Annotated in this window: 10 protein-coding genes; 6 read left to right on the top strand and 4 right to left on the bottom strand. The window is 73.4% G+C overall.

The genetic code is table 11. The features are described from left to right. The first annotated feature begins 116 nt into the window (after positions 1–116). Entirely contained in the window at positions 117–416 is a 300-nt protein-coding gene (locus ABTZ17_RS00100) for a hypothetical protein (RefSeq protein WP_352193203.1), read from the top strand. Between the two features lie 141 nt (positions 417–557). Here the strand turns inward: ABTZ17_RS00100 and ABTZ17_RS00095 are convergent, their stop codons facing one another. Continuing rightward, the gene (locus tag ABTZ17_RS00095) at positions 558–1,709 is read right to left on the bottom strand and encodes a helix-turn-helix transcriptional regulator (RefSeq protein ID WP_352193202.1); all 1,152 of its coding nucleotides are present in this window, start codon (positions 1,707–1,709) and stop codon (positions 558–560) included. Between the two features lie 378 nt (positions 1,710–2,087). On the opposite strand from ABTZ17_RS00095, the gene ABTZ17_RS00090 reads away from it, so the two are divergent. Continuing rightward, entirely contained in the window at positions 2,088–3,509 is a 1,422-nt protein-coding gene (locus ABTZ17_RS00090) for an MFS transporter (protein ID WP_352193201.1), read from the top strand. Between the two features lie 135 nt (positions 3,510–3,644). On the opposite strand, the gene ABTZ17_RS00085 is transcribed toward ABTZ17_RS00090, so the two are convergent. The 3 genes from ABTZ17_RS00085 to ABTZ17_RS00075 all read right to left on the bottom strand — a co-directional run bounded on the left by ABTZ17_RS00085 (position 3,645) and on the right by ABTZ17_RS00075 (position 6,741). Further along, positions 3,645–4,571, bottom strand: a complete 927-nt coding sequence (locus ABTZ17_RS00085; protein ID WP_352193200.1) for an NmrA family NAD(P)-binding protein — start codon at positions 4,569–4,571, stop codon at positions 3,645–3,647. A 46-nt stretch (positions 4,572–4,617) separates the two neighbouring features. After that, on the bottom strand, positions 4,618–5,550 hold the full coding sequence (locus ABTZ17_RS00080; RefSeq protein ID WP_352193199.1) for a hypothetical protein: 933 nt from the start codon (positions 5,548–5,550) through the stop codon (positions 4,618–4,620). A 237-nt stretch (positions 5,551–5,787) separates the two neighbouring features. Continuing rightward, positions 5,788–6,741, bottom strand: coding sequence for a methionyl-tRNA formyltransferase (locus ABTZ17_RS00075; protein WP_352193198.1), 954 nt, complete (start codon positions 6,739–6,741; stop codon positions 5,788–5,790). Positions 6,742–7,099: 358 nt separating this feature from the next. On the opposite strand from ABTZ17_RS00075, the gene ABTZ17_RS00070 reads away from it, so the two are divergent. From ABTZ17_RS00070 to ABTZ17_RS00055, 4 genes are all read left to right on the top strand, one after another. Next, on the top strand, positions 7,100–8,482 hold the full coding sequence (locus ABTZ17_RS00070) for a lysine N(6)-hydroxylase/L-ornithine N(5)-oxygenase family protein (protein ID WP_352193197.1): 1,383 nt from the start codon (positions 7,100–7,102) through the stop codon (positions 8,480–8,482). 157 nt (positions 8,483–8,639) lie between these two features. After that, positions 8,640–9,704 carry a FecCD family ABC transporter permease gene (locus ABTZ17_RS00065; protein WP_352193196.1) on the top strand — a complete coding sequence of 355 codons (1,065 nt, stop codon included), beginning with the start codon at positions 8,640–8,642 and terminating at the stop codon, positions 9,702–9,704. Positions 9,705–9,780: 76 nt separating this feature from the next. Continuing rightward, positions 9,781–10,833 (top strand): FecCD family ABC transporter permease, encoded by a 1,053-nt coding sequence (locus tag ABTZ17_RS00060; RefSeq protein WP_352193302.1) that lies wholly within the window; start codon positions 9,781–9,783, stop codon positions 10,831–10,833. Positions 10,834–11,038: 205 nt separating this feature from the next. Next, positions 11,039–11,947, top strand: coding sequence for an ABC transporter ATP-binding protein (locus ABTZ17_RS00055; protein WP_352193301.1), 909 nt, complete (start codon positions 11,039–11,041; stop codon positions 11,945–11,947). The last annotated feature ends 109 nt before the right edge of the window (positions 11,948–12,056 follow it).

Here is a 12,056-nt window from a genome sequence, read left to right as displayed (position 1 = left end):
CGGAAATGCGAGGGTGGGGGTGACCGAGCAGGCCGGGGCCCGCCGCGCCGCGGAAGCGGGCCGGGGCCGGGACCGGGGCTGCGGAGAACGAAGAGGAAACTGAGGGGGAATCCGTCATGTCCGTGCACGGAGACAAGGCCGAGAGCGGCACCGGCATCGATGCCGGTGCCGGTACCGGTGCCGCTACCGGTGGCAGCATCGATCTCGGAGAGGGGGCGGCCGCGGCCGGGGCGCAGCGGTTGCCGCTGGCGGTGCTGAGCTCGCTGGCCGTGGTGTTCCTGTGCGTCGCGAACACCGCGATGGAGGGTGGGGCCCGGATCGCGATGATGGTGGCCGGCGTGCTCTGCGTGGTGGGCTGCGCGGCGGCCCTGGGCGCCGAGGTGGCCCGGGCGAAGAAGCGGGGGAACGGGTCCTGACGGGCGGTGGTCCCGTCGCGGCGCGGCGCGAGCACCCGTGCCGGCCGGCCGGGGCTCCCACCTGAGCCCCGACCGGTGCCCCGGCCCTGCCCCGACCCGTGCCCTTGTCCGTAGCCGCGGCGGCCCCCGCCCCGCCCCGGGCTAGAGCCAGCCGCGTTCGCGGGCGCGGAGGGCGGCCTGGAAGCGGTTGACGGCGCCCAGGCGCTGCATCAGCGCGGCCACGTGCTTGCGGTAGGTGCGCACGGAGATGCCCAGCTCGCGGGCGCCCGACTCGTCCTTGTCGGCGGTGTGAAGGCTGTCGAGGATGCGGCGTTCCACCGGGGTGAGCGGGGCGGCCGTGCCGGGTGGTGCCGTGGCTCCGGGCAGGTCCACGGCCTCGTCCCACATCCGCTCGAAGAGGGACAGCAGGGGTCCGACCAGCCCCTGCCCCCGGACGAGCAGCGCTCCGCGGAGGGTGTCCGCGGGGTCCACGGGGGTGAGGGCGGCGGCCCGATCGCAGATGATCATGCGGTCGAGGGGGCGGTGCGAGAGACGTACCTCCGCGCCGTGCCCGGTCAGCTCGCGCAGGTAGGCCAGGGTGGGCGGATCGTGGAGGGCCGCCGCCGCCATGACCGTCCGCATCCGCACCCCGCGCCGCAGCACCCGCAGGTCCATGGTCCGGGAGACGGCGATGCTCTCGGCGGACAGGACCCCCACCGGGTTGACGGTGAGGGATTCGGCGCGGGTGTGGAAGGTCAGCTCGTCGATGGCGGCGCGGACCGCGTCCAGGCCGTCCAGCTGACGCACCGGGGGTCCGGTGAGCCGGTCCGGGCCGTCCCACCCGGTGAGGCCGGCGTCCCGGTCGGCGAGGAGGGAGTCCACGATCCCGCTGGCGGCCACCCGCTCCTCGTACTCCGCGCGCAGGGCGGCGGCCCGTCGCTCCACGAGCCGGGCCACCAGGTGTTCGACGGCGGTCGCGGGGGCCACCGGACGCTGGATCCCGCCGGGGGTCTCGGTCGCCAGCCCGAGTCCGGTCAGCTCGGCGGTCGCGTCCGCCGGGGCGAGGGCTCCGCCCGGCGGGTCCTCGACGCCTCCGGCATCCGGACCGTCGTTCCCCTTACTCTCGCTTCCCGGACCGTCGCTCCCCTCACCCCCGCTTTCCGGACCGTCGTTCCCCGTGCCCGTGCTCTCCGCACCCCCGTGGGTGGTGTCGCCGGCCCGGGCGGTGAAGGCGCTGCCGGAGCGGAGCAGCCGTCGGTAGGCGGCCTCGGTTTCGGGTGTCACGCCCAGGAAGCCCAGGCCCACCTCGTGCATCGTGCGTTCGTCTCCCCCGTGGCGTGGTCGCGGAGTGATCGTTCCGCCCAGGGACCCTAACGCGCCTCCGCCCCCGGCCCGGCCTGCTCCCCCCGGCCCCGGCCCTCGCCTACCCGCCCTCAGTCGCCTCACGCTCTGTGATCGGCGCGGGATCCGGCCCCGGGGCGACCCGGGATCGGGACGGGGGAGGGCGGAGGGTACCGATTCCGGGCGGATCCGTCACTCCCGGTGTCCGGGATGCCCGATGAGGGACCAAGGGCCCTACGGCGGGGCGGGTCGGAAGTCCCGTCATCCGGGACCTTCGGCGGCGAGGGCGGACCGCCCCGAGGGCATTTGGTGTAAGGCACATGCATTGCAGTCGTAACGAAAGGTGACTTCGTGGAACCCGCCGACATCACGGTGACCGACGAACGGGCGGTGAAGCGCGCCGTCAAGGCCACCGCCCTCGGAAACGCGATGGAGTGGTTCGACTTCGGGGTCTACAGCTACCTCGCCGTCACCATCGGAAAGGTCTTCTTCCCCTCCGGGAACGCCTCCGCGCAGGTCCTCGCCTCGCTGGCGGCCTTCGCCGCGGCCTTCCTGGTGCGTCCGCTGGGCGGCATGTTCTTCGGCCCGCTCGGCGACCGCGTCGGCCGGAAGAAGATCCTGGCCCTCACCATGATCATGATGGCGGCGGCCACCCTCGCCATCGGCCTGATCCCCGGCTACGCCACCATCGGCCTGTGGGCCCCGGTGCTGCTGGTGCTGTGCCGCATGGTGCAGGGCTTCTCCACCGGCGGCGAGTACGGCGGCGCCGCCACGTTCATCGCCGAGTACGCCCCCGACCGTCGGCGCGGCTTCTGGGGAAGCTTCCTGGAGTTCGGCACCCTGATCGGCTACATCGCCGCCGCCGGACTGGTCACCGGGCTGACCGTGCTCCTCGGCGACGCCACCATGCTCGACTGGGGCTGGCGACTGCCGTTCCTGATCGCGGGCCCGCTGGGCCTGGTGGGCCTGTACCTGCGCCTCAAGCTCGACGAGTCCCCGGCGTTCCAGGAGCTCCAGGACCGCGAGGCCGCCGCCCCGGCCCGCAAGGTGCCGCTGCGCAAGACCCTGTTCGCCGACCCGCGGGCGCTCGCGCTGTGCGTGGCCCTGGTCGCCGCGTTCAACATCACCGACTACATGCTGCTGTCGTACATGCCGACGTACCTGACCACGCTCGGCTTCGACGAGACCGGTGGCCTGATGGCCATCGTCGCCGTCATGGTCGTGCTGCTCTGCCTGGTCAACGCCGTGGGCCGGCTCTCCGACCGGGTGGGTCGGCGCCCCGTGCTGATCGGCGGCTCGGCCGCCTTCGTGCTGCTCTCCCTGCCCTGCTTCCTGCTGATCCGGCAGGGCGGCACGCTCGCCGTCTTCACCGGCCTGCTCGTCCTCGGCCTGGCCCTGGTGACCTACCTCGGGGCGATGTCCTCCGCGCTGCCCGCGCTGTTCCCGACCCGCACCCGCTACGCCTCGCTGTCCTTCGGCTTCAACGTCTCCGTCTCGCTGTTCGGCGGTACCACCCCGCTGGTCGTGGCCGCCCTGATCGACGCCACCGGCAACGACCTGATGCCCGCGTACTACACGATCCTGGCCGGTGCCGTCGGCCTGGTCGCGGCCCTGCTGATGACCGAGACCGCCGGCCGCCCGCTGCCCGGCTCCCCGCCCTCGGTGGCCAGCCGCGCCGAGGCCGTCGAGCTCGCCGCCCGCCTCTCCGCGCCCCGCGGGACCGCCGCCGCGGCCGACGCCGTCCCGTCCCGGCGCACCCCGGTCCGCGCCTGACCTCCGCGACGCCCCGCCCCGCCGGTCCCGTGGGGGAGCAGGCCCCGAGCCTGCTCCCCCACGGGACCGAGCGTTGTCACGGGCCGGGACACCGCGCTCCCGGGCCGCGCGGTGTCCCGGCCCGGGTCCGGGTGCTCAGCCGAAGGCCGCCGCGTGGTCGCGGGCCCAGTCCTCGAAGGTGCGGGCGGGGCGGCCGGTGAGGCGGGGGACGGTGTCGTTCACGGTGCTGCCCTCGGGCGGGGTGTTCCTGAAGACGTCGACCAGCCAGGCCACCGTCTCCTCGTCGCGGCCCTCGGCCCGCCAGACGTCCGCGGCCTGCTCGTCGTCCAGCGCCACCAGCCGCACCTCCCGGCCCAGGCCGGCGGCGAGGGCGGCGACCTTGGCGTGGACGGTCAGGGACTGAGGGCCCGTCAGGAGGTACTCCCGACCGGCGTGGCCGTCCTCCGTGAGGGCCACCGCGGCGGCCTCGCCGATGTCGGACTCGTGCACCATCGCGCTGAGCCCGTCCACGAACCCGGCCCGGACCTCGCCCGTCGCACGCACGGACTCGGCCCACTGGAGGGCGTTCGCCATGAACTCCACGGGCATCAGCACCGTCCACTCCAGGTCGGGCGCGGCCCGTACGGCCTCCTCCAGCGGGGTCGGGCCGCCGCCGTGCAGCACGGTGACCCTGCGGACCCCCGCGGCGCGGACCAGCTCCACGATCCGCGCTCCGGTGGCCAGCGGCTCGTACTCCCCGCCGAAGGTGATCAGGTGCACCCCGACCACCCCTCTCAGGGCGTCGGCCAGGCCGTCCGGACCGTCCGGATCGGTGAGGTCCCCGCGGACGACCTCGGCGCCCGCGGGGAGGTCGGCCCGCGCCGGATCCCGCGTCAGCGCCCGGACCCGGTGCCCGCGCGCCAGGAGGGCGCGCACCACCTCGCGCCCCACGGTCCCGGTGGCCCCCGCCACCAGGTACGTCCCCTGCCGGGTCTGGTCCCCGGCCCCGGCTCCTGCGTCGGCCGTTCCCGTGCCGCCGGTCTCCCCGGCTGCCACGGCCGCGCTGCTCTCGCTCTGTGTCATGACCCCACCGTAGGAACGCTTGCGGACAGGAACGGTCCGCAATCCCTCAGGCCCCGAGGTCGAACACGCCCCACTCGGTGTACGGCTCGGCCTGGACGTGGATCCGCGCCCCTCGGGCCACGACGCGTCGGCGACGGGGCGGCAGGCCGTCGGGCAGGGTGAGCAGGCCGGTGTCCGTCCGCTCGACGGTGCTCTCGGTGAGCTCGCCGAGGGCGAGCCGGTCCCGGTGTCCCGTGTATCCGCCGTAGAAGGCGACCCGCTCGCCGTGGACGGCCACGGCGCGGGCGCCGTCGACGCCGTTCGACCACACCCGCACCCGCCGGTCGTGGCCGTCGCCTCGTATCTCGACCAAGGGGAAGTCCGTGTACGTGCACGCCCAGGCGGTGGTGCCGGTGACGTTGAGGGCGTAGCAGTCGAAGAGGCCGGGGATGTCGGCGCCGTCGGAGGACCAGACGAGGGCGCCGGTGGTGCTCCAGCGGCGGATCCCGAGCGGGTTCTCGTCGAAGTGCCCGAACCAGATCCGGCCGGCCCCGTCGACGAGCAGGTGCTCCACGGCGTCCCCGACGGAGAACGAGGAGGTCTCCCGGCCGACGGCGTCGAAGAGCTGGACCTGCTCCCCGGCCGTGGTCCGGTGGGTGCGGGAGGCGGCGACGAGGAACCCGCCGTGGGGTAGGCGATCCAGGTGGGGCCGGCGGGCGCGGACGCCGGCCAGCGCGGTGACGGAGGTGGTGCCGTCCGGGTGGACGGAGACGACCGAGGCGTCGAAGGGCGGGAGTTCACCCGGCGGGAGCTCGCCGCCGGGCTGCGGGGGCCGTTCGGTCAGCAGCCAGTGGGCGGTGCCGAGTACGTCGACGGTGCTGGTCAGGACGGTGTGGCCGTGGTGCTCCCGCGGGAGCCGGGCGTAGGGGACGAGCGCGGTGTGCTGCGCGGGTGGGTTCTCCTGGGTGGGGTCTCGCGTTCGACGGGCGGTGTGGCGCACGGCTGTGGCGCACGTCGTCCGGAGGTCCGCGGGCCCGGGAGCGCCGGGTGGGCCGCCTACGCGGCATGGCCCTTTCTGGTCGTCATGGCGGAATCATCCGCGAGATCGCGTCGGCTCGCCGGCGCTTTTCCCCAGCGGGAGGGGCGGGCGTCGCCACGCGGCTGTGACGATGCCCGCCCGGATGTCCGGATGCCCAGGTGCCCAGGTGACGCGTCGGGTGACCTGTCGGGGGACCGGTCAGTTCTCCGCGCGGTGGGTGAGGTAGCCGCCCATGGCGGTGAAGTACTCGGTGGCGGGGAGTTCGCGGCCGTCCTCGGTGCGGACGCGGGTGATGGCCAGGCCGTGGTTGCGGCCGGAGCGGGCGTCGGCGCCGGCGACGATGACCACGCCCTCGCCCTCGCGGTAGAAGATGCGGCCGGGGGTGCCGCCGTAGCGGGCCTCGGAGACGAAGGCGGAGAGGACCTCCAGGCGCTTGCCCTTGTGGAAGGTGAAGGCGCTCGGGTACGGCTCGGACTGGGCGCGGACCAGGCGGTCCAGGTCCTCGGCGGGCCAGTTCCAGTCGATGCGGCTGTCCTCCACGGACCGCTTGTGGAAGAAGCTCGCCCGGGAGCGGTCCTGGGGGGTGAATTCGGCCTTTCCGGAGGCGATCAGGTCGAGGGCGCCGACGGTGACCGGGGCGATCAGGTCCACGGTGCGGTGGAACAGGTCGGTGGCGGTGTCGGTGGGGCCGACGGGGACGGCTTCCTGGCGCACGATGTCGCCGGCGTCCAGCTCGTCGTTCATGAGGTGGGCGGTGACGCCGACCTCGGTCTCGCCGTTGATGAGCGCCCAGATCAGGGGGGAGAAGCCCGCGTACTTCGGGAGCAGGGCGTCGTGGATGTTCAGGGTGCCGTGGCGGGGGAGGTTGAAGACGCGCGGGGGGAGCCAGGTGCGCCAGTTGTTGGCCACGATGATGTCCGGATCCACCTCCTTGAGGCGTTCGAACAGTTCGTCGTCGTCGGGCCGGTTGCGGATCAGGACCGGTACGCCGTGCTCCTCGGCGAGGTCGGCGACGGAGTCGCTCCAGATCTTCTCGTAGGCGTGCTCGCTCTTGGGGTGCGTGACGACGAGGACCACGTCGTGCTCGGAGTCCAGGAGGGCTCGCAGGGTGCGGTGACCCCAGGTCTGGTAACCGAACATGACGACCCGCATGGGTGTCCTCCTCAGGGCAGGGGGCTGGTCGCCCCGAGTAAAGCAAGGCTTGCCTAAGTCTGCAATGCGACCCCAAGTCCCGTGGTGGGATGGCTGGTTCTCGTCGGTTCCTTGGCCGGTGACGTGTCGACAGACTTGCGGGATCAGCTTAGCCTTGCCTAAGTTTCGGGTCGCGGTTCCGTCGGCGTGCCCGGCCTTCCGGCTGTCCCGGTCCTGTTCTCGGCACGCCTGGTTCACACGGATCCGCGTACGGGAGGTCCCCGCGCGCAGGGGTCCGCCGTACGACCCGAGGCTCCATCAAACGGCCGCCCGCGCCCCACCCGGTGCGCGGCCGTTCCCCCTGCACGATGGGAGTGACATGGCACAGGCCCGTCCGGGCGACGACCCGTTGATCCACGACCTCATTGGCATCGGCTTCGGCCCGTCCAACGTGGCCATGGCGATCGCGGTCGGCGAGCACAACGCACGCGTCGGCAGGGACGGAGGAGCCGCGCTCAGCGCGCGCTTCTTCGAGCAGCAGCCCCGCTTCGGCTGGCACCGCGGCATGCTCATCGACGACGCCACCATGCAGGTCTCCTTCCTCAAGGACCTGGTGACGCTCCGGAACCCGGCCAGCGAGTTCAGCTTCCTGTGTTACCTGAAGAGCAAGGGGCGGTTGATCGACTTCATCAACCACAAGAACCTCTTCCCGCTGCGCGTCGAGTTCCACGACTACTTCGAGTGGGCCGCCGCGCAGGTCGAGGACCAGGTCTCCTACGGGCACGAGGTGGTCGGCGTGACCCCCGTGGTCCGCGACGGCGTGGTGGAGCACCTGGACGTCACCGTCCGCTCCGCCGAGGGCCTGGCCCTGCACCGGGCGCGGAACCTCGTCATGGGCACCGGCCTGCGCCCCCGGATGCCCGAGGGCGTCCGCCGCGGGGAGCGGATCTGGCACAACTCCGAGCTGCTGCACCGGGTGGAGGAGCTCGACGGCACCGAACCCTCCCGGTTCGTGGTGGTCGGGGCGGGCCAGAGCGCCGCGGAGAACGTCGCCTACCTGCACCGGCGCTTCCCGCGGGCCGAGGTCTGCGCGGTCTTCTCCCGGTACGGCTACAGCCCCGCCGACGACAGCGCCTTCGCCAACCGGATCTTCGACCCCGAGGCGGTCGACGCGTTCTACAGCGCGCCCGAGCACGTGAAGCAGCAGCTCATCGGCTACCACGGGAACACCAACTACTCCGTGGTGGACATCGACCTCATCGACGACCTGTACCGGCAGATGTACCAGGAGAAGGTTCTCGGCACCGAGCGGTTGCGCTTCCTCAACGTGTCCCGGGTCACGGGCGCCGAGGAGACCCCGGACGGGGTCCGGGCCGACGTGCGCAACCTGGTCTCCGGCGAGGACAGCACCCTCGACGCGGACGTGGTGGTCTTCGCGACCGGCTACCGGCCCGCCGACCCGATCGGTCTCCTCGGCGAGGTCGGTCCGCGCTGCCTGCGCGACGAGGAGGGTCGGGTCAAGGTGGAGCGCGACTACCGCATCGCCACCGATCCGGCGCTGCGCTGCGGGATCTACCTCCAGGGCGGCACCGAGCACACCCACGGCATCACCTCCTCCCTGCTGTCCAACACGGCGGTCCGGGTCGGGGAGATCCTCGATTCGGTCCTCGACCGCGGTCTCAAGGCCGGGGTCGACGCGGTCCGCACCCCGGCCGGGTCGGTCCGCGCAGGCGCCGAAGGGGCGGGCGCCCAGGCCGGCTAGAGCGAGGCGGAGCGGTCGGGAACGACCGGGCGCGGCCCGCCGGACGGCGGGCCGCGGAAGGACCGGAGCCCCGGGCGGGGCTCCCCGGTGGAGGGGATCCCAGCCCTTCCGCCGCACCGGGCATCCATCGGGGAAGCGGAGGGTAACGTACAGCGACATGGGCACGATCGCAGTCGCACGCCCGGCTGAAAAGGGCACAACGGGCTTCAAGAACAGGCGAGTCGGCGGATTCTTCTGGCTCCTCGCGGTCCTTCTCGCCGTGGTGGTGGTGTCACTGGCGGTGGGGGCGCGCGCCCTCACCCCGGCCGAGGTGTGGCAGGGCCTGTGGGCGTCCCCGGACGCCGCCCTGAGCGCCCGTGAGACCGAGATCCGGCTCATCGTGCAGACCGTACGGGTGCCCCGTACGCTCCTCGCGGTCGTGGCCGGGGTGGCCCTCGGCGTGGGCGGGGCCCTGATCCAGGGCTACACCCGCAACCCGGTGGCGGACACCGGCCTGCTCGGGGTGAACGCGGGCGCCTCCTTCGCCGTGGTGACGGTGATCGCGGTGTTCGGGCTCACGAGCCCCTTCCAGTACGTGTGGTTCGCCTTCCTCGGCGCGGGCATCGCCGGCGTGGTGGTGTTCGGGCTGGCCAGCCTGGGCCGGGGCGCCGGGAACCCGCTGACCCTGGCCCTGGCCGGGCAGGGCGTCACGGTGTTCCTGGCGGCGATGACCACGGCGGTCGCGCTCACCGACCAGGCCTCGCTGAACGCCCTGCGGTTCTGGAACGCCGGGTCCGTCGCCGGAGTCGGCTTCGGGGTGATCTGGCCGGTCACCCTGTTCGTGGGCGTGGGTCTGCTGCCGGCGGCCACGGTGCTGCCCTCCGTGAACCTCCTCAACCTCGGCGAGGACGTGGCCCGCGGCCTGGGCGTGAACATCGCCCTGACCCGGACCGTCGGCATCGCCTCGATCACCCTGCTCGCGGGCGCCGCCACCGCGGCCTGCGGGCCGATCGCCTTCCTCGGTCTGATGACGGCCCACGTGGCGCGTTCCCTGACCGGTCCCGACTACCGTTGGCTGGTCCCGTACGCGGGGCTGCTGGGCGCGGTGGTCCTGCTGGTCGCCGACATCGCCGGGCGACTGCTGGTGCGTCCGGGGGAGTTGGACGCCGGCGTGGTGGTGGCCCTGCTCGGGGCGCCGTTCTTCGCGGTGCTGGTGTGGCGCGGAAAGTTCAAGAACGCATGACGGGGGCCGGATCGTGACGGGGGCCGGGATCAAGGGGACCGGGGTCGAGAGGTCCGCGGCCCAGCCGCGGGCGGACGTGGCGCGGGCGGCGACGGTGCCGCCGGGGCTGCGGGCGGGCGGACTGTCCTTCGTGTGGCGGCCGTGGCCGGTCGCCGTCACGGCGCTGTTGGCGGCCGTGGTGTTCCTGCTGTTCTGCCTGTCCATCGGGGTGGGGGACTTCCCCATCGGGCTGCCGCGGGTGGTCGCCACGGTCTTCGGCCGGGGCGAGGCCGTGGACGAGTTCGTGATCCAGGACCTGCGGATGCCGCGGGCCCTGGCGGGACTGGTGGTCGGATTCGCCCTCGGGGTGTCCGGGGCCCTCACCCAGTCCGTCGCCCGCAACCCGCTGGCCAGCCCGGACATCCTCGGCATCACCGGCGGCGCCATGGCGGTCGCGGTGTTCCTGGTGACGGCCACGGGCGCCACCGCCACCGCCGTCACCGACGCCGTCGGGCTCTCCGGGGCGGCCCTCGCGGGCGGCCTCGGCACCGGGCTGCTGGTGTACTTCCTGGCCTGGCGGCGCGGGGTGGACGGGCTGCGGCTGATCCTCATCGGGATCTCGGTGAGCGCCGTCATGGAGGCCCTCACCACGTGGATGCTGGTCCAGGCCGACATCCGGGACGTGGCCCGTGCCCAGGCCTGGCTGATCGGTTCCCTCGACGGCCGTTCCTGGGAGGAGGTGGAGGTGGCGCTGTGGGGCACGCTGATCCTCACGGCCGTCGTGGCCTGCGCCGCCTTCCAGTTCCGGCCGCTGCACCTGGGCGACGACGTGGCCGCGGGGTTGGGCGTGCGGTACACGGCCGTGCGGGCCGTGATGCTGCTGTGCGCGGTGCTGCTGGCCGGGGTGGCGGTGAGCGCGGCCGGGCCGGTGCCCTTCGTGGCGCTGGTGGCCCCGCAGGTGGCGATGCGGCTGGTGCGCTGCCCCGTCCCGCCGATCGCGGCCTCCGGGGTGACCGGGGCGCTGTTGTTGATCGGGGCGGACCTGGTGGCCCGTACGGCGCTGCCGGTGGCCCTGCCGGTGGGGGTGGTCACCGCCGCGATCGGCGGTCCCTTCCTCGTCTACCTGCTGGTTCGCGCCAACCTCCGGTGATCGGCACCGTCTTCGCAGGCTTCTCGCATTGCTCAGGTTCCTCCGGCTCCTCGGGTGGCTCCGGTTCCTCGGGTTCCTCGGATTTCTCGCACGCGCACCAGAAGTACGCACCACATCAGGGGGGTTCGTGACCGTACAGGACACTGCCGGGGCCGGTTCCGGTTCGGGCGGCCGGGCGGCGGCCGGGTCGGCGGCGGGCGCCGCCGTGCCCGCGGCCGGACCGGAAGCGGGCGGCGGGGCGGGCGGGGACGCGGGCGCGAGCCGGCTGGCGGCCCGGGGCATCACGGTCGGGTACGGCGGACGGACCGTCATCGACGGGCTGGACGTGTCGGTTCCGTCGGGGGTGGTGACGACCATCATCGGGCCGAACGGCTGCGGGAAGTCCACCTTGCTGCGGACCCTGTCGCGGCTGCTGAAGCCGAGCCGGGGCGCGGTGGTGCTGGACGGCGAGGACATCGCGCGGCTGCGGACCCGGGACGTGGCCCGCAAGCTGGGGCTGCTGCCGCAGACCCCGGTGGCCCCGGAGGGGCTGACCGTCGCGGACCTGGTCACCCGGGGCCGCCATCCGCACCAGAGCTGGTTGCGGCAGTGGTCCTCCGACGACGCCGACGTGGTGCGGCGGGCGTTGGCGATGACGGGGGTCGAGGACCTGGCGGACCGGCCGGTGGATTCGTTGTCGGGCGGGCAGCGGCAGCGGGTGTGGATCTCGATGACCCTGGCGCAGGGCACCGGGCTGCTCCTGTTGGACGAGCCGACCACCTACCTGGACCTGGCGCACGCCCTGGACGTCCTGGATCTGGTGGACGACCTGCACGAGGCGGGCCGGACGGTGGTGATGGTGCTGCACGACCTCAACCTGGCCATCCGCTACAGCGACCACCTCGTCGTGATGCGGGACGGTGCGATCCTGACGCAGGGCCACCCGCGCGAGGTGATCACGGCGGAGGTGCTGGAGGAGGCCTTCGGACTGCGGGCGGTGGTGATCGAGGATCCGGTCGGGGACCGGCCGATGATCGTGCCGGTGGGCCGGGCACACGTACGGGCCGGGTACGCGGTGCCGGCGCCGGTGACGGCGTCTCCGGAGCCCGAGGACCCCGCGGTCGCCGCGGACTGAGCCGGCCCCGAGGCGGGCGGGGGTGTCCGCCCGGGGGCGGGCCGTCGGGGGACGCCCTGAAGAACTGCGTGACCAAGAAAGATACGCTTTAACTTAGGCTAGGCTAACC

Origin of the sequence: Streptomyces sp. NPDC097619, assembly GCF_040302735.1 — a bacterium.
Classification (GTDB): domain Bacteria; phylum Actinomycetota; class Actinomycetes; order Streptomycetales; family Streptomycetaceae; genus Streptomyces.
Note: the sequence above shows the minus strand (reverse complement) of the source record. Positions and strands in the feature narration are given on the sequence as shown.